This window comes from Halodesulfovibrio oceani subsp. galateae (assembly GCF_055397225.1).
Genome location: NZ_AP042453.1, coordinates 3973299 through 3992312, shown reverse-complemented (window position 1 = coordinate 3992312; position 19014 = coordinate 3973299). Strand labels below are relative to the sequence as shown.

The following is a 19014-nucleotide window of genomic DNA, read 5'->3' as shown; positions in this document are numbered from 1 at the left end:
CAAAATTTGAATACAAAAAAAGCTCTTACACTTTCGTGTAAGAGCTTAAATTGCTTGGCGTCCCCAAGGGGATTTGAACCCCTGTCGCCTGCGTGAAAGGCAGGTGTCCTGGGCCAGGCTAGACGATGGGGACGCTTGAAAAACTTGCATTTTTATCTAAAACATACGGCATAACCGCAAATGAAAATTCAAATTGAACTAGATATAAACCTAGGAATGATTTGATTATCACCCAGCAACTTGGCCAGTTGCTGTTTTAAAAAAAAATGGTTGGGCCACAAGGACTTGAACCTTGATTAACGGAATCAGAACCCGTCGTCCTGCCAATTGAACGATAGCCCAACAAGTTGTGAGATGTGTATCTATGGAAAACACGCCCTGCTGTCAACGGAAAAACTTAAAAAAAGTACATTTCAATTCATACTTATCAGGCATCCCTTCACAGCACTAATAAATTACCCATAAAAAAAGCCCCTGTTCCCATGAACAGAGGCTTTAATTGTTTTGAGAACCTAACTTTATTTCTGGTTACGCTCTACACGTTTCCAGCTATCACGCAACGTTGCAGTACGGTTAAATACTGCTTTTTCAGCGGTCATATCGAGGTCTGCGCAGTAGTAACCCAGACGTTCAAACTGTACACGCTCACCAGCTTTGCATTCTGCAAGGCGTGGCTCAACGTACGCTGTGATAATTTTTTCAGAATCAGGGTTGATGTAATCAATGAAGGTTTTGTCTTCTTCAACCTTGTTCGGGTTTTCTTTTTCGAAAAGTGGTTCGTACAAACGAACTTCTGCCGGCACGGCGTGCTTGATAGAAACCCAATGCAAAGTACCTTTTACTTTACGACCATCTTCAGACCAGCCGCCCTTCGTTTCAGGATCGTAGGTACAATGGATTTCAATAATCTCACCGTTCTCGTCTTTCACAACGTCGGTTGCAGTAATGTAGTATGCGTAACGCAAACGTACTTCTTTACCGATTGCGAGGCGGAAGAACTTTTTGTTCGGCGCTTCTTCACGGAAGTCTGCACGCTCAATGTACAGTTCACGAGAAAACGGAACAATACGCTTGCCGTATTCTTCCAGTTCAGGATGAAGAGGCATATCAAATTCATCCACCTGATCTTCAGGGAAGTTTGTGATCACAACTTTAACTGGATCAACAACGCCCATTAGACGCGGAACAACGGCATTGAGCTTTTCACGCATGCAGAATTCAAGCATTGCTGCGTCAACCATAGAGTCAGCTTTTGCTACACCGATACGGGAACAAAATTCGCGGATAGCTTCCGGAGGGCAACCACGGCGACGCAAACCTGAAATGGTAGGCATACGCGGGTCGTCCCAACCATGAACATAATCTTCTTCAACGAGCTGAATGAGCTTACGCTTAGAAAGAACAGTATGTGTCAGGTTCAGACGTGCAAATTCAATCTGCTGCGGACGGTATACGCCAAGAGTTTCGAGTAACCAGTCGTACAATTCACGGTTATTTTCAAACTCGAGAGTACAGATAGAATGTGTGATGTGCTCCTGAGAATCAGAGAGACAATGTGCAAAGTCGTACATTGGGTAAATGCACCATGCATCACCGGTTCTGTGGTGAGTCGCTCTGCGGATACGGTACAACGCAGGGTCACGCATGATCATGTTCGGTGAAGCCATGTCAATTTTTGCACGCAGAATACATTCACCGTCAGCAAACTCGCCATTACGCATGCGATTGAAGAGATCAAGGTTCTCCTCAACACTGCGGTTACGAAACGGACTTTCAGTTCCTACCTCTGTGATTGTACCGCGCATTTCACGGATAGCTTCAAGAGTGGAATGATCTACATACGCTTTGCCCATTTCAATCAGCTTTACAGCATGGCCGAAAAGCACTTCAAAATAGTTAGAGGTGTAAAACGGTTTCTCGCCCCAATCAAAGCCGAGCCATTTAACGTCTTCCTGAATGGATTGAACGTATTCATCTTCTTCTTTCAACGGGTTTGTATCGTCAAAACGAAGGTTGCAGATGCCGCCTTCGTGCTCTTGTGCAATACCGAAATTCAAGCAGATGGATTTTGCATGCCCAAGATGCAGATAGCCGTTAGGCTCTGGCGGGAAACGGGTGTGTACGCGTCCTTCGTACTTTCCGCTCTCACAATCTTCAGCAATAATAGTACGGATAAAATCCAGACTAGTTCCTTCGTTGTTTTCTTCAGGTGCTACAGGAGCCTTACTCATGAATACGTCCTTAAATCTATTTCTTCGCAATTTTGCGATTATGAACATTTTATAAGCGGATGACATACGGGAAACAACCGCGGCGGTCAATTGGCAGCGACGTGCCTACCTTAGTTAAAAACCGGTTATTGCCACGTCGAAACATCATTATATACAAGCCGCAACAGTGCACCAAGTACAAATCACGGATTTGATAAAAACACCTCATACCATTGTGCACGTCAGCAAGCCTGCAGAACATGAGCTTCTCTCCGTTTTCTGCAAAAAGAATCAAAATCCTCCTACTTGATATTATTTGCTGTCACCTTTCGTCGATTTTCTGAAAATTTCAGCAATTAATCAAAAAATAAAAATCATATTATCAACTTTTTTAAAAATACTGAGCGCAACATCATTTTTTATCAGTGTGCCACTTTACCTGTTATATCAACAGATAATAAAAAGTATATATAAACTAAATCTGATATATTAAGTTTCTTTCATATATTTTTTACTTTTTTGATAAAAAGAGCAGTTTTCATTTTGACAATTTTAGTATTTTCGGGAACAAAGAATATGAAGGGGACGTTATTTTTTACCATTCACCCTAGACGACACACGCATCAACAACCATATTGCTAGAATAAAAGGCAATACGATTTTCAACGCTGGAGGAACATATGACATTTTCTGGTTTGGTTAAGTCCATCGTAACCGGCCTCGCCGTTACAGCATTGTGTGTACCTGCTTTTGCAGCAGACACTATCAAACTCGGTGTAGCTGGCGCACACAGTGGCGACCTTGCTTCCTATGGTCTGCCAACAGTTAACGCAGCTAAAGTTGTTGTTGAGAAAATCAACGCAGCCGGTGGCATAAATGGCAAACAGGTTGAACTGCTCATTCAGGATGACCAGTGTAAACCTGAACAGGCTACCAACGTAGCAACCAAACTTATTTCTGACGGTGCAAATGTTGTACTGGGTCATATCTGCTCCGGCGCTACTAAAGCTGCTCTGCCTATCTACACAGAAGGCAAGCTTATCGCCATGTCACCTAGTGCAACCAACCCTATGCTCACTCAGTCCGGTGACTACCCTACCTTCTTCCGCACTATCGCATCTGACGATATGCAGGCACGCCTTGGCGTCGACTTTGCTATCGACAAGCTTGGTGCAAAGAAGATTGCAGTACTGCACGACAAAGGTGACTACGGTAAAGGCTACGCGGAATTCGCACGCAAATTTATTGAAGAAGGCGGCAAAGCCGAAGTTGTTATGTTTGAAGGCGTAACACCTGGCGCTCCTGACTACTCAGCAGTAGTACAGAAAATCCGTCGCTTCAAAGCTGACACCGTTATCTACGGTGGTTACCATCCGGAAGCTTCCAAGCTTATCACCCAGATGCGTAAAAAACGTATTAAAGCAAACTTCGTTTCTGATGACGGCGTAAAAGATGACACCTTTATTAAGGTAGCCGGTAAAAAAGCTGAAGGCGTTTACGCTTCCGGCCCTATCGATGTATCTGACCTGCCAATGTACAAAGAAGCGATTGCAGCACACGTAGAAATGTTCGGTTCCGAACCGGGCGCATTCTACCCAGCCGCTTACGCAGCAACCGTAGCAATGCTTACCGCTATCGAACGTGCTGACTCAACAGATTACGATGCAGTAACTGCTAAACTGCGTGGTGAGTTTGTTGAAACCCCTATCGGTAAAATCAAATTCAACGAAAAAGGCGACGCTGAAGGCGTTGGCTTCTCCATGTACCAAGTACAGAACGGTAAATACGTAGAACTTAAATAACTCAACAAATTAGCCGCAGCACAACGGGGAGCAATCTCGCATTGTTCCCCGTTTTTTACTCAGATAATTGGCCTCGTACCTGCAACGATTTTTGCAGACAGGCACCTCTCTGACAGGGACATACACATGGATTGGGATTTTTTCATCGAATTGGGTCTTGGCGGATTAACACGAGGGAGTATCTACGCTCTCATCGCGATTGGCTACACGATGGTTTACGGTATTATTGAGCTTATTAACTTTGCCCATGGCGAAATTTACATGCTCGGTGCTTTTACCGGACTCATTGTTGCCGGAGTGATGGGTGTCTACGGATTCCCTGTTTTTGCAATCCTGCTTATGGCAATAGTCATCGCAGTATTGTATTGTGCAGCCTACGGGTACACTATGGAGAAAGTGGCTTACAAACCACTTCGCGGCGCTGCTCGCCTCTCTCCACTTATTTCAGCTATCGGTATGTCACTTTTTCTCCAGAACTACATTATTCTGGCGCAAACGTCTGACTTCTTACCGTTTCCAGAGTTAATTCCAGATTTCGAATTTATGGAACCAGTTGCACACATCTTTGGTTCTACAGATTTAGTTATCGTAGTTGCCAGCTCCATCTCTATGCTGGCACTGACGTTGTTCATCAAATTTACTAAAATGGGCAAAGCCATGCGCGCGACCGCCCAGAACAGAAAAATGGCTATGCTCCTTGGCATTAATGCTGACAAAATCATTTCTACAACCTTCATCATTGGCTCTTCACTGGCAGCGCTTGGTGGCGTGCTTGTTTCTACGCATTCAGGCCAGCTGAACTTCATGATCGGCTTTATTGCTGGTGTAAAAGCATTTACGGCTGCGGTTCTCGGCGGTATCGGCTCCATTCCGGGTGCCATGCTCGGCGGACTATTCCTCGGACTGACAGAAAGCTATGCAGCAGGGTATATTTCCAGTGACTACGAAGACGTTTTCGCCTTCTCACTGCTGGTAATCTTCCTTATTTTCCGTCCTTCCGGCATCTTGGGCAAAGCCCCTGTTGAAAAGGTATAACCGTGTTCACCCGTAACGAAAGAAGGAGTTGCAGAATTTAGTTTCTGCAGAAAAGATACAATGCAAGGACTGAAACAATCCATAATTGCTAGTTTGTGGTTCATGTTCCTTACATTTCCTATCATGGTTGTTCGAGTTAACACTATCGAGAACACCATTGAATGGAGATGGATGAACCTTGCCTACGTCGGTGTAGGAATATTCTTCATATCCTACGTATGGCGCTGGGCTCTGGCTCGTAAAGAAGCCAAACAGTACGAAACTGAATCCACAACTAAGCAAAAGAAACAACTCTGGCTCTCCCGTGCAATGGAAGAACCAGCTGTGGCTCGCCCTGCTCTTGCAGCACTTTTTGCGCTGAGCATTGCCTTACCACTTCTTGTAACAACCTATCAGACCAACATCTTCATCTCATTTTTGCTGTATGTAGTTCTTGGTCTCGGTTTAAATATTATTGTTGGTGTAGCGGGTCTGCTCTTCCTTGGGCATGCTGCGTTCTACGCAATTGGTGCATACAGCTACGCGTTGCTTAACCACTATTTTGGAATAGGATTCTGGGTGGCATTACCACTTGGCGGTCTATTCGCCTGTCTTGGCGGCATCATGCTTGCCTTCCCTGTTTTGCGCCTGCGTGGTGACTATCTCGCAATCGTAACTCTCGGATTCGGCGAGATTGTTCGACTGGTTCTGGAGAACTGGAGTTCGCTGACCGGCGGCCCTTCCGGCATCTCAAACATTGACCGCCCAGGCTTATTCGGTGTGGAGCTGTCTGTAGCGGACGCCAACATCTACATTTACTACATCGTTCTCGCGCTCGCTATCATCACCATTATCTCTGTGCAGCGATTAAAAGATTCCCGTATCGGCCGTGCTCTTCAAGCACTGCGTGAGGATGAAATCGCTTGTCAGGCAATGGGTATTGACCGCGTTAACGTTAAGCTTATGGCATTCGGGCTTGGTACAGCATGGGCTGGCTTTGCAGGCGTAATCTTTGCCGCAAAAACCACCTTTATTAACCCTGCCAGTTTTACCTTTATGGAATCGGCAATCATCTTATCCATTGTTGTTCTTGGCGGCATGGGTTCCAACCTTGGTGTAATCCTCGGTTCTGCGTTCCTCGTGCTTATGCCGGAATATCTGCGTGCATTCTCTGAATACCGTATGATCATTTTCGCATCCGCAATGGTACTGATGATGGTATTCCGCCCACAGGGACTTATTGCTCCTAAAGGACGTAAATACCACATCGATGATCCGGACCTTGTCCAAAAAGGAGATGCGTAATGTCTACAGTACTAAACGTTAATGCACTCTCCAAAAGCTTCGGTGGTCTGCGTGCACTCAACGATGTTGATCTGCAAGTGGACAGCGGCGAAATTGTTGCTCTCATCGGCCCTAACGGTGCCGGTAAGACAACATTCTTTAACTGCATTACCGGCATTTATGAACCGACTGACGGTGACGTGTTCTTTACTCCTCTTGGAGATACAGAACGGCGCGTTAATGGTATGAAGCCCAATAAAGTTACAGAACTTGGCATGGCACGTACCTTCCAGAACATTCGACTTTTTAAGAATATGACTGTGCTGGAAAACGTTATGGTAGCACGCCATTGCCGCACAAAAGCAGGCATTTTAGATGCACTGCTTCGTCCGCCGCATGTAAAGCGTGAAGAAAAAGAAAACATTGAGAAAAGCTATGAGCTTCTTAAATATGTAGGTCTTAACCAGCACTACAACGACCTTGCCTGTAACTTGCCATACGGCGATCAGCGCAAATTGGAAATTGCACGTGCTATGGCGACCCAGCCTTCGCTGCTTTTACTTGATGAACCGGCAGCAGGTATGAACCCGCAGGAAACAGAATCGCTGAAACAGCTGGTGCTTGATATTCGTGACAAGTTCAAACTTGCTATCTTGCTTATTGAACATGACATGAGCATGGTTATGAGCCTGTCCGATCGCATTTATGTTATGGAATATGGTTGCCTTATTTCTCAAGGTACTCCTAATGAAGTACGTAACGATCCACAGGTTATCAAAGCATACCTCGGGGAGGAAAGCCTTGCTTAAAATTAATGGCATCAACACATTCTACGGCAATATTCATGCTCTGCATGATGTAAGCCTACATATTGATGAAGGTGAAATCGTAACACTCATCGGCGCTAACGGTGCCGGTAAGTCAACAACCCTCATGTCCATCTGTGGTGGCACACCGCCCCGCAGTGGCGAAATTCTCTTTGAGGGAAAACCGATTCACCAAACTAAAATGGATCAAATTGTGCGCCTTGGCATCTCACAGGTACCAGAAGGCCGACTCATTTTCCCTGACTTAACCGTTATGGAAAACTTAGAGCTCGGAGCCTTTTTGCGTAACGACAAGAGTGAGATCAAGCGCGATATGGAATACGCCTTCGACCTGTTCCCAATCCTGGAAGAACGCCAGAAGCAGACAGGCGGCACACTCTCCGGTGGTGAACAGCAAATGCTCGCTATCTCCCGTGCCTTGATGGCAAGACCTCGGTTACTGCTCCTTGACGAGCCGTCTCTTGGTCTTGCACCGATTATTATCCAGCAGATCTTTCAGATCATTCAAAAGGTTAATGAGTCTGGCACCACAGTATTTCTTGTGGAACAGAATGCTAACCAAGCGCTCAAAGTTGCGCACCGCGGATACGTAATGGAAACAGGACACATTACCATGGAAGATAATGCAGCAACCCTGCTCACCAACGAGGACGTAAAAAAAGCATACCTTGGCTTATAGCCAAACCCATTCGAGAGAGGGCGACAGCTGTTGCTGCGCCCTTTTTTGGTTTCTAACGCACAAACTAACATTACACATATCCCTCTAATATCATGTATGATACGCACAAATAAACATGATACCGGAGGGGTTTCTTATGCAATTAGACATGCATTTCTACGGCACCTACGCACTTGCCCGTGCCGCTGGCATCCCGCAAAAGGATGCATACACCATCGCGTACGCAGCTCAGTACGTGGATGACTCCACAAAACAGGATAGCAAGCAGCACGAAGACGGCGGGCTTCTCTACGGCATTGCCACATCTCATGAAGGCGGCCAGTGCATCTTAAATCACCACAAAGATGTATATGGCGCACGCGAGGAACAACGCCGCGTGTGGGTTCCGTTTCACTTCCTCCCCGGTGCGCAGGGTAAAGATTTTGAGGAACAGCTTCTTTGCAAAAAAAATAGCAAACCTGCCCAGAGTATGATGCGTAACCACCTCGCCCTTGCCCAACAAAAAACATACGGTTTGGAATTGCTTGGCATTGCCGCGCATGTCTATATGGACACCTTCTCCCACTTCGGTTTTTCTGGCGTCGGCTCTTCACTAAACAAAATTATTGATGGCAGCATTAAGCCACTGGATGTCAAAGATCCTAAAATGGCTGATTACGTGCTTACTAAACTTGGACGTTTCATTAAACGGTTTAAGATTGGCAATGTAATCAGTTTTTTTGCAGAAGAAAGTACAGGCAGCCTCGGACATGGTGCCGTTGCAACTTTTCCTGACCGTCCGTATTTGAAATGGTGTTTTGAATACGAGTATCCGCATGAAAGTTCAGAATCCAATCTTCCCATTGAAGCAGAGCAAATAGAAACACGTGATAATAAGACAAACTTCTTTGAGGGATGCGAGCTGCTATACGGTTATTTCCGTCAACACGCTGAAGACGTATATGACTCGCCGGAAATCATCCCATTTGAAGACATTGCAGATGACATTAGAGCAATTATTGCAGTTGAAGAAGACTGTGACGGGCGAGTTGACGAATGGCGTGCCCTGACATGGAATAGTACACCAGTTATTGAACCCAAAGTTAGATACAACAAAAGTGATTGGGAAAATCAAAAGTTCGACTTTGAAGACAAAGAAGAATCAAAGGACAATGTTTCAACCAACGTCTATCGATTCCATCAGGCAGCAGCATATCACAGGTACTACGTGCTCAAAGATTTGCTCCCAGCCTATGGGATAGCCGTTTATTAGTGACAAGCTAACTTCATTCAGCCGCACACATGTGCGGCTTTTTTTATGTGTGCTCATTGTTGTAATTGACTTTGATTATCATCTTCAATACTCTCCGTGAAAACGTAACGGAGAAATGAATGAGACCATCCGAGATTGCATCTGCTTTAGAAACACTGCTCACAGTAAAACAACCAGCATTTATCTGGGGAGCCCCCGGTGTAGGCAAAAGCCAAATAGTCGCACAACTGGCAGCAAAAAAAGGACTTACCCTTGTGGATATCCGCGCTGTCCTTCTTGACCCTGTTGACCTTAGAGGTATTCCTCGCATTGATGATACAGGAAAAACCGCTTGGTGTGCCCCCTCTTTCCTGCCTACGGAAGGTAAAGGTATTCTCTTTTTAGATGAGCTAAACACTGCACCACCACTAGTTCAGGCCGCATGTTACCAGCTTGTTCTCGATAGAAAACTTGGCGAATACGAACTGCCCGAAGGCTGGACTATTCTCGCAGCAGGTAACCGCGAATCAGACAAAGCAGTAACCCACAGGATGCCTTCTGCGCTCGCAAACCGCATGGTGCATCTCGATTTTGAAGCAAACCTTGACGACTGGCTCACATGGGCGGACGACAACGAAGTCATCCCGTCACTCAAAGCATTTTTGCGTTTTCGTCCTAAATTACTTCATGCTTTTGATCCGAAAAAAAATGACAAAGCTTTTCCATCCCCTCGATCTTGGGAATTCGTTTCCAACATCCTCGCTGCTAGCCCTGTAGCCAATACAAAACGTGCCCTGATAACAGGCGCGGTTGGCGAAGGTGCAGCGACAGAATATCTTGCATTCATGACTGCATGTGATGAGTTACCAAGCGTCGAAGCCGTTCTCGCAAATCCTGACACAATTGAACTTCCGGACGATCCTGCTGTAGTATACGCACTCTGCGAATCAGTCGCCCGCAAAGCATCGGACGACGTAATTCCTCAGATTGCTATCCTAGCCTCGCGACTTCCTATCGAATTCAGTGTGCTGCTTATGCGTGACTCGGCCGCCACATCACCATCAATTGTGGAAACTTCTTCTTTCGCTAACTGGGCATGTGCCAACAGCGACATTCTGGTCTAACTATGCACCAAGCCGCGCAGACAAAAATGCTCAAAGCCCGCATGGAGCTTGTGCTTGATCATCCATTTTTTGCAAACCTCGCTCTCCGTTTGGAGTTCCGCGAAGACCCAACATGCCGAACAGCATGGGCAGACGGGCAAACACTTGGGTACAACCCCATCTACATTGATGCTCTCCCATTAGAGAAAGTGAAAGGGTTGCAGTGCCATGAGGTACTGCACCTTGCCTGCTGTCACCATACACGGCGTGGGCTACGGGACGTAAAGCTCTGGAACACTTCCTGCGATTACGCAATCAACCCAGTCCTTCTGGAAGCTGGAATCGAACTTCCAACTGGCTACCTTGATGATCCTAAACACCACGGAAAAAGTGCCGAGGCTATCTATTCTGCGCTCAAAAACCATAATGAAGAACTCAAGGGCGGAGCCGATGGTGGTGCTGAACAAGGCGCAGTTGCAGGAGAAGATCTGGAAGGCGGCGGTGACGGCGATGCCATGTCTGAAAGTGAAGACGAAAAATCTGCACAGGGCAGCGATGGCGAAGCACCGGAAGATCAAGGTGACGGTGCAGGAGCTGGCGATGATGGTGAGGATGATCAGGATCAGTCCGACGACAGCAACGATCCGGGAATGACCGGTGAAGTACGCGATGCGCCATCAAACGGCGGCGGAACAGACTGTGAGTCCACACAGCAACAGGAAGACGCATGGCGTTCGGCGCTCACTCAAGCTATCCACAAATCACTTGAATTTGGAGACCTTCCCGGCAATATGGAACGGCTGTTTAACAACATAATGTCTCCAACCCTCAACTGGCAGGAACTCTTGCGACAATTCATGGCAGATGCTGCAAAAAACGATTTCTCGTGGGTGCGTCCCAACAGACGCTATATCCACGCAGGGTTGTTTCTTCCCGGCATGCACAGTGAAGAGTTGCCGGAAGTTGCCGTAGCAGTGGATGTATCCGGCAGCATCACGCAGCATGAACTGGACATCTTTGCAGCAGAACTTTCCGACATTCTTGAAGAGTTCGATACAACCATCACAGCCATTGCCTGTGACACACAAATTTCGGAAGAAAAAAGACTCTCCAAATGGGATTTGCCGCTTGAGCTCACAGCTTCCGGTGGTGGCGGGACAGATTTTCGTCCACCATTTCATAGATTGGAAGAAGAAGGAATCATACCTGCATGTCTCATCTACTTAACAGACATGCAATGTAACCTATTTCCAGAAGACCCCGGATATCCTGTACTCTGGGTCAGCACAACACCACAATACAACGCTCCGCCTTTCGGCGAAGTGCTTGTTCTGGAGTAACCATGAATATTGACTGGTCCATCAGTAAAAAACGAGGCAACTTCCGCCCGATTCTGACCTATACCATTACTCTTACAGAGTTTGAAAAAAGTCTCGCCATGCCGCCGGTGCGAACAACAAGCACCATCCCAAAGCCTCCCGAGGTCGGCTGGACACACTGTTGGCCTGACCAGCATGAACGCACAGACTGGAAGCCTTCAGAGTATTATCAACTCGCGGCTCCGTCACATAAAGAAAAGGATACGCTTGTTACTCTCAAGCTTCCGTGGCGAGAGTCGAATGCGTATCCAGAAGTAGAAGAGTCGCTCACAATCCTTCGTGACGCGTTCGAAAAAGCACTCATCGCTTCCATGAACAGCACCGCAGTCAATACACAAGGCAGCCTCAAAACCTCTGCATCGGCAAAAGGCATTCTCGCCCCTACTTTTGTAGCGGAACGAATTTTACAATCGGTGGCTCGAAAAACAGCGTAACCACTCCTCGCAATTACAATTACCAAAAGGGTTGTCCTTCGTTTGAAGGACAGCCCTTTTTTCAAGAAAATTTATTTTTCTCGGAAAGTCTATTTAGATTCCTCACTAAAAGCTGTGAAGAATTCCACACGGAAATACATCTTTCAAAAAGAACAGTAAAAACTGATTCGGGGGTCAGAGCTTACTGTTAACACTCAAGAACAGCCGTACAACACACGTTACGACCATCGCCTTTTGCTTTATACAAAGCAGCATCTGCGGCCTTTATCAGTGAAAGCGTGTCTTCTTTTTGTGTCGGGACAATAGAAGCAGCGCCAACGCTTACGGTCACGTGTTCCGAAACGGGCGAACCGTCATGGGGGATAGCAAGCAACTCGATATTATTACGAACACGCTCTGCAACGTACTGCGCTCCTGCAAGTTCAGTATCCGGCAAAATTATCGCAAATTCTTCACCGCCCACACGCGCCGTTTTATCAACATCACGTTTTACGGTGTTAGATAACGACTGCGCAACCTGAACGAGACATTCATCGCCTTTAGCATGTCCGTAAGTATCATTATATGCTTTGAAAAAATCAATATCGATAAGAATAAGGGACAACCAAGACTTATTTCGGTGTGCCCGCTTCCATTCATGTGAAAAGTTTGTATTAAACTGACGCTTATTCAGTAAGCCTGTAAGGCCGTCAGTAATGGAAAGGAGGAGGAGCTGTTCGTTTGTCTGCTCCAACTGCTGTTGCAGTTCTTCAAGTTCTGCAAGCTTTTGGTCAAGCTCAAGACTCTTCTTCTCAAGCGCTTCTTTATGATGGAACAGCTCGATAAAAACGCCCACCTTACTTTTAAAAATATGAGTATCAAGCGGCTTAAACAAATAGTCTACCGCGCCGGATTCATATCCTTTAAAGACTTGGGCTTTCCCCTTTACCTCTGCCGTTACAAAAATAATCGGAATATGCTTTGTTTTTCTATTACCACGCATAAGCTCTGCCACTTCATAGCCGTCCATTCCCGGCATCTGAACATCCAGCAAAACCAATGCAAAATCATGATCAAGCATCTGGGCGAGTGCTTCCTCACCCGAGTTTGCCCGAATAATATCTATTCCAGGTTGTTCTAACAGGCCTTCCAACGTAAGGAGATTTTCTGGCCTATCATCCACTATGAGTACCTTGGCGATTCCCATGGTTATCCTCTATTACTAAGTGAATTCATAAATAGCCCGATTTCATTCAAGGGAAGAATAAAATCCGGATTTGAAGCAGCAAGTGCAGCCCTTGGCATTGCATCAAACTCCGCAGATTCCGGAGATTGAACAATCGTAAGGCCGCAGCGTTTTTGTATTGTAGACAATCCTTTTGCACCGTCAAAAGTTGTCCCTGTCAGAATAATTCCCACAAGGGATTCACAATATGCTTCTGACGCAGTCTCAAATAAAACATCAATAGATGGTCGCGAAAAATTAACCCTGTCCTGCACAGATAACGCAAGACTTTTGTCCGGTTCCACTAACAGGTGATAATTTGGTGGAGAAATATATACGTTACCTTCTCTAATTTGATCCTTATCCTCAGCTTCCTTCACTAAGCCCGTGCCGTACTGACTAAGCAAAACTGGTAGTCGACTCTCATAATTCGGGCTGACATGCTGAACAATAAGAATAGGCAGTCGAAATTTTACATCCAATTGTGAAAAAACACGGTGCAAAGCGGTGAGGCCACCTGTAGATGTTCCTATAACAATAGCTTCATATTTTCGTGTGCTCTTCTCCATCTGCTATCCTAGTGAGTAATTACATGCGTTTTTTACGATAAATTTTCTCACGTTCAGCAACCACTTCGAACTTATGTGCTACGTCTGAAAACTTAATATTCTCCTTTGACCCAAGGCATAGGAATCCCCCCGGACATAAGCTTTCGTAGAACAAGTTCAGCACTCTATTTTGCAGATCTCTATTAAAATAGATAAGAACGTTGCGACAGAAAATAGCATTCATTTCTCCAAACACGCCATCTGTCACAAGATTGTGCGAAGAGAAAAGAACCTGTTCTTTTAAAAATCTCTTCATAACAACACTGTCGTAGTCCGCAGTGTAATAATCTGAAAAAGAACTACTTCCCCCTGCCTGCTGGTAGTTTGCGGTATATTCGCGCACCAGATTCATGGGGTAAATGCCGTCCTTAGCCTTAGCTAAAACCAGTTCATTAAAGTCTGTTGCGTACATTTGCACACGCTCTTTCATGCCCTCTTCCCGCAAAACAATGCCCATGGAATAGACTTCCTGCCCTGCGGAGCAGCCTGCATGCCACACTTTAGCAAACGGATATGTTTGCAGATACGGGACAACAAACTCGCGAACCTTTTTGTAAAACCAAGGATCTCTAAACATCTCAGTTACATTAATCGACAAATCCAAAAGCAATCTGTTGAAAAATGATTCATCGTGTATAAGCAAGTGCTGCATTGCTGCCATATTAGGCAACCCTTCAATCGTACGCCTATGTTCCAGCCTGCGCTTTGTATGAGCACTTGCGTATTTTCTAAAATCATATCCGTATTTTAAATAAACAGCTTCCAGCAGAAGTTGTACCTCTAATCGCTCATTTTCGACCTGCTCAATTTCACACATACTAGTATAACCAAACACGCATCATAGAAAGAAGCTTATCGGTATTCACCGGCTTTGAAAGGTAATCGCTTGCTCCAGAATCAATACACTTGCTTCTATCACCCTTCATAGCTTTTGCGGTCAGGGCAATAATCGGCAATTTTGCATATTCCGGATTTTTACGAATCTCAGTCATTGCCTCATACCCATCCATTTTAGGCATCATAATATCCATAAGCACGCAGTCTATTGAGTCGACTTCTTCGAGTTTTTCAAGACACTCGATACCGTTTTTAGCGACAACAACATCCATATTTCTGTCTTCAAGAACACTGGATAACGCAAAAACGTTTCGCATATCATCATCCACAATCATGACTTTTTTGCCATTAAGCACAGATTCTTTATCGTGTACCAACTTGAGCATCTGCTGTTTTTCATGTGGCAGGTTTGATTCCACTCGATGCAAAAACAAAGCGGACTCATCAAGTAGTCGTTCTGGAGATTTTACCCCCTTGATGATTATGCTATCGGCATATTTGTTCAGCTGCTTTTCTTCATCATGTGTCAAATCACGACCTGTATAAATAATGACAGGCACACGCATGGAGGATTCACTCATGCGAATCTTTTCCAGCAACTCAAAGCCGGACATATCTTCCAGTCCTAAGTCCAGAATCATACAATCATAGTTGCCTCTGGAGAGTTCTTCATATGCTGCCTTGCCAGTAGCAACGTCGGTTGTTTTCACATCGCCGTTACCAATTAAGTCTTTGATGCTCTGGCATTGGATTTTATCATCTTCTACAAGCAGTAGATTACGGACTGGTTTGGAAATAACATCTTCAAGCGCGCTGAATGCTTCTTCAACATGTTCCATGGTCACTGGTTTTGCCAGATACCCGATAGCGCCCATGCGCAACGCATCCAAAGAATTGTCGTTAGCAGACATGAAATGAACTGGAATATGACGTAATTCAGGATTATCTTTCAATCGTTCCATTACAGTCCAACCGTCAATTCCCGGAAGGCCAACATCCAAAATTATTGCACTCGGTTTGTAGTAATCCGCAAAGTGCAACCCTGTTTCACCGTCCTCTGCCACAAGACACAGGAACCCGCGTTCACGACCGAAATCGCGCATAATTTTTGCAAAATTCCAATCATCTTCAATAATGAGCAGGCTTCGTGATTCCGGAGTAATGGCTACACGGTCATCCTCAACGTATTCACTCTCTTTCGGCGGAGCAGGCTTTTCTTGCACTGGTATCGAGACAACAACTGGCGCAGACAGTTGAGGCGATCCCGCTTCCCCTTCACTAGTCACTGTTTCCATTGAAGCAGGCTCAGACTTGGCAAAGCCTTCACCCCCTGCTGCAAGCGGCAGGTCTATTTTTTCAAATACGTCGGTATGTTCTGTGTTCTCTTGGTAGAATTCAGGCAGAACCACTGTAAATGTGCTTCCTTTTCCTTCATCACTTTCAAGATAAATAGCGCCCTGCAACAATCTGGTAAGTTCGCGAGAAATGGAAAGTCCAAGTCCTGTCCCGCCATAATTTCGACTCGTGCTGCCATCTGCTTGCTGGAATGCCTGGAAAATAGCGGCCTGCTTATCGCTTGCAATGCCAATTCCTTCATCAGATACAGCAAAGGCCAATGCATTGCTGGCATCAATTCCCAAATCGTCAGTCATAGCCTGAGGTGGCCTTGTGATGGATAAGGAAACTGTTCCCTCATGCGTAAACTTGAAGGCATTGGTCAGTAAATTACGTAAGACCTGCTGCAGTCTCTGGGAATCCGTTTCCAGTGCTGCCGGAACATCCTGCCCGACAGTTATTTCGAAATTAATTCCTTTATCTGCGGCAATGTCTCTATAAAGACGATTAATATCCTGAATCAAATTGGAAACGCCGACAGGCTCAATAATAAGCTCGACTTTCCCTGCTTCAATTTTTGAAAGATCCAAAATTTCATTAATAAGAGTCAGCAGATCAGAACCGGATGAATGGATCGCATAGGCAGATTCAATCTGTTTATTGCTCAGATTGCCGTCTTTATTTTGACCGAACAACTGAGATAAAATAAGAATTGAGTTCAAAGGAGTGCGTAATTCATGCGACATGTTCGCTAAAAACTCAGACTTATACTTACTTGCGACTTCTAAATCTTGTGCTTTCTGCCTTACCGCTTTCTGCGCTTTGACCAACTCGGAGTTCTTTACAGCAATGGCAGTCTTCTGCTCTTCGAGCGCTTTTGTGCGTTCTTCAAGCTCTTCGTTGATAACACGGAGCTCTTCCTGCTGTGCCTGAAGTTCCGATTCGGATTCTTTAAGAACCTTCGCCTGTCCTTCAAGCTCTTCGTTCGTTACTCGAAGTTCTTCCTGCTGTTGCTGTAATCGTGATTCTGATTCAAGCAATGCATCGGTCTGTTCTTCCAGCTCTTCGTTGGTAACACGCAGCTCTTCCTGTTGCTGCTGTGCCTGTTCCAACAACTCATGTACAAGCTGACGTGACTGCGCAGCGTTCATCAGAATCGCGAGGTTTTCTATATTCTGCTCAATAAATTTTCTATGTACTGCCGAGAACGTGCCGAGAGTTCCTAATAAAATAACTCCGACAACACTGCCCTCAAAAGCAACTGGCACTGCCATATATGCGTTTGAAAGAACTTCCCCTACGCCGTAGTTCACAGCAGGAACATCTTCAGTAACATTTGAGAACACGATAATTTCGTTTTCAAATGCTGCCTGCCCTACGATCCCTTCACCCATCGCAACACGGTTAAAGTTACCTTTGCGATCAGTAAAAGCATAACTCGCTTTCAACTCCAACATGCCATCTACCAACGCATAGACTGCACCAAGTTGTGCGCTCATGTGCTTACAAAGATATGCGATAGATGTTCGAGCTAGTTCCTGAGGCGTATGCTCCCCGCGCATAGAGTCATCCAACCCTTCCTTGCCGGACTTCAACCAATCCAGTTCCTGAAGATTACGAGCCATACTATCAAGAGAACGGGCAAGATCACCCAGTTCGTCTTGCTGATCGACCTCTATGGTCGCGTCAAGATTGCCATCTGCAATGGCTTGAGCAAATTCCATATCCGCAATGATCGGACGAGTGATTGTACGGGAAAAGAAAACCGCAAGAAGACCCACAAGAAGAAGCAAAAAGCCGGACACAATGCCGAGCACTCTATACGTCTGCCTGATAGGAGCAGTCACTTCGTATTTATTAATCTTGGAGATAAGAAACCAGCGGATACCGGCAATGCTCAGTTCATTATAGGCAACAAGAACCTCTTGACCTGAACTGTCAGTATAGGTGCTATGACCACCGGATTCTCCGGTAGCAGCAGCGTCTTTCCAGTAATCCAATGGGCTTTGGAGAGAATAGCCGACAACAAAAGCACCATTACCCATCGTGCGCAGGTTGCTACGAAATTCATATTTATTCTGCGCCAGATTAACGCCCATAAGATACGATTCACCCGTGCTTCCCATTCCCTGACGGGAATCAACAACGCGAGTAATAAGCTTAGGAGTTAACTGGAAGATAAGTACACCGACAACTTTGCCGTATTCGTCGCGAATGGGTTCTGCAATAAAAGCTGCTTCGGCTCCACCACTTGGTTCATACCGTGCAAAATCTATAAATGTTGTTTTTCCGGAAGTAATAGCACGCTTCCACGCACTGCCAAGCCCGCTATTCCCGTACTGGCCGAGCTTTAAATTTGTTCCCAGATCTTCCTCACGGGCAAGTGAAAAAAGCACGTCTCCCTCGTCAGCATCAACAAGGAACAAGTCATGGTACCCATAAGCACTAATATATTTTCTTAACGGGGATACAAGGCTTCGAAATTCTTCTTGATATTGCAGAGAATGCGCATCTTTGACCAAAGAACGATCTTTGATTTTCTCCAGACGATGTCTGGTCAGCAACCGCATCATTTCTTGAATTCGTTCAGAATCGGCTAAAATACTGATCCGAGCAAAACTTGTCGTAAAGAAATCTTCTATTTGCCCTTTACGAATCGACTGTACTGTTATCAGCTGATTAAACGATTTTTCCATCAATGCATCTGTTGCCAGCTTACTCCCCACAATGCTCACAATAAGCAAAGGAATAGCACCAACAGACACAAGTAAAAATACAAGTTTAGGTCTAATACGGATATCTGAAAGACGGATCATCAAAGCCCCCCCGAGCATACGCAAACACTTACACACGTTTCATTGAAACAATGAAACACTCTTCTTCATAGCAACAACGTATTCATAATTATTTTAAGACGTAAGATTAGACCACTGACTATGTTCTAACTTGAACAGAAAATCAATATTATTAACTCAAAACCATGTTTTTTATGAGTAAACAAGAAACCGTGGGGGGATCAGCCATCTCAAAACGCGTTGCAAAAATGCACTACGAGCACCCTGACCAC

14 protein-coding genes and 2 tRNA genes are annotated in these 19014 nt (G+C 45.4%); 9 read left to right on the top strand and 7 right to left on the bottom strand.

The window, feature by feature from the left end; all coding sequences use genetic code 11:
- Positions 1–55: 55 nt before the first annotated feature.
- The 3 genes from ACZ5V1_RS17450 to ACZ5V1_RS17440 form a co-directional block, all read right to left on the bottom strand.
- Positions 56–133: transfer RNA gene (locus ACZ5V1_RS17450), tRNA-Glu, on the bottom strand.
- Between the two features lie 134 nt (positions 134–267).
- Positions 268–342 (bottom strand) — tRNA-Gln (locus ACZ5V1_RS17445).
- A gap of 176 nt (positions 343–518) precedes the next feature.
- Positions 519–2231 (bottom strand): glutamine--tRNA ligase/YqeY domain fusion protein, encoded by a 1713-nt coding sequence (locus ACZ5V1_RS17440; RefSeq protein WP_464389942.1) that lies wholly within the window; start codon positions 2229–2231, stop codon positions 519–521.
- A 659-nt stretch (positions 2232–2890) separates the two neighbouring features.
- On the opposite strand from ACZ5V1_RS17440, the gene ACZ5V1_RS17435 reads away from it, so the two are divergent.
- From ACZ5V1_RS17435 to ACZ5V1_RS17395, 9 genes are all read left to right on the top strand, one after another.
- Positions 2891–4012: a branched-chain amino acid ABC transporter substrate-binding protein gene (locus tag ACZ5V1_RS17435; RefSeq protein WP_464389941.1), complete on the top strand. Its 1122-nt coding sequence runs from the start codon at positions 2891–2893 to the stop codon at positions 4010–4012.
- Positions 4013–4138: 126 nt separating this feature from the next.
- Positions 4139–5047, top strand: a complete 909-nt coding sequence (locus ACZ5V1_RS17430; RefSeq protein ID WP_464389940.1) for a branched-chain amino acid ABC transporter permease — start codon at positions 4139–4141, stop codon at positions 5045–5047.
- A gap of 60 nt (positions 5048–5107) precedes the next feature.
- On the top strand, positions 5108–6331 hold the full coding sequence (gene livM, locus ACZ5V1_RS17425) for a high-affinity branched-chain amino acid ABC transporter permease LivM (RefSeq protein ID WP_464389939.1): 1224 nt from the start codon (positions 5108–5110) through the stop codon (positions 6329–6331).
- The gene (locus ACZ5V1_RS17420; RefSeq protein ID WP_464389938.1) at positions 6331–7119 is read left to right on the top strand and encodes an ABC transporter ATP-binding protein; all 789 of its coding nucleotides are present in this window, start codon (positions 6331–6333) and stop codon (positions 7117–7119) included. Before livM ends, ACZ5V1_RS17420 begins: the two co-directional genes overlap by 1 nt.
- Positions 7112–7816 (top strand): ABC transporter ATP-binding protein, encoded by a 705-nt coding sequence (locus tag ACZ5V1_RS17415; protein WP_464389937.1) that lies wholly within the window; start codon positions 7112–7114, stop codon positions 7814–7816. The genes ACZ5V1_RS17420 and ACZ5V1_RS17415 overlap by 8 nt, the downstream gene beginning before the upstream one ends.
- Positions 7817–7952: 136 nt before the next feature.
- Complete coding sequence (locus ACZ5V1_RS17410; RefSeq protein ID WP_464389936.1) at positions 7953–9068, top strand: DUF6765 family protein; 1116 nt, start codon at positions 7953–7955, stop codon at positions 9066–9068.
- Between the two features lie 119 nt (positions 9069–9187).
- Positions 9188–10171: an AAA family ATPase gene (locus tag ACZ5V1_RS17405; protein ID WP_464389935.1), complete on the top strand. Its 984-nt coding sequence runs from the start codon at positions 9188–9190 to the stop codon at positions 10169–10171.
- 26 nt (positions 10172–10197) lie between these two features.
- The gene (locus tag ACZ5V1_RS17400; protein ID WP_464389934.1) at positions 10198–11490 is read left to right on the top strand and encodes a vWA domain-containing protein; all 1293 of its coding nucleotides are present in this window, start codon (positions 10198–10200) and stop codon (positions 11488–11490) included.
- A gap of 2 nt (positions 11491–11492) precedes the next feature.
- On the top strand, positions 11493–11963 hold the full coding sequence (locus ACZ5V1_RS17395; protein ID WP_464389933.1) for a hypothetical protein: 471 nt from the start codon (positions 11493–11495) through the stop codon (positions 11961–11963).
- A 187-nt stretch (positions 11964–12150) separates the two neighbouring features.
- Here ACZ5V1_RS17395 and ACZ5V1_RS17390 read toward each other — a convergent pair whose 3' ends face one another.
- The 4 genes from ACZ5V1_RS17390 to ACZ5V1_RS17375 are packed head-to-tail and all read right to left on the bottom strand — an operon-like array spanning position 12151 to position 18763.
- Complete coding sequence (locus ACZ5V1_RS17390) at positions 12151–13149, bottom strand: GGDEF domain-containing response regulator (RefSeq protein ID WP_464389932.1); 999 nt, start codon at positions 13147–13149, stop codon at positions 12151–12153.
- Positions 13150–13151: 2 nt separating this feature from the next.
- On the bottom strand, positions 13152–13736 hold the full coding sequence (locus ACZ5V1_RS17385) for a chemotaxis protein CheB (RefSeq protein WP_464389931.1): 585 nt from the start codon (positions 13734–13736) through the stop codon (positions 13152–13154).
- A gap of 19 nt (positions 13737–13755) precedes the next feature.
- The gene (locus tag ACZ5V1_RS17380) at positions 13756–14592 is read right to left on the bottom strand and encodes a CheR family methyltransferase (protein WP_464389930.1); all 837 of its coding nucleotides are present in this window, start codon (positions 14590–14592) and stop codon (positions 13756–13758) included.
- A 1-nt stretch (position 14593) separates the two neighbouring features.
- On the bottom strand, positions 14594–18763 hold the full coding sequence (locus ACZ5V1_RS17375) for a response regulator (RefSeq protein ID WP_464389929.1): 4170 nt from the start codon (positions 18761–18763) through the stop codon (positions 14594–14596).
- Positions 18764–19014: the final 251 nt, after the last annotated feature.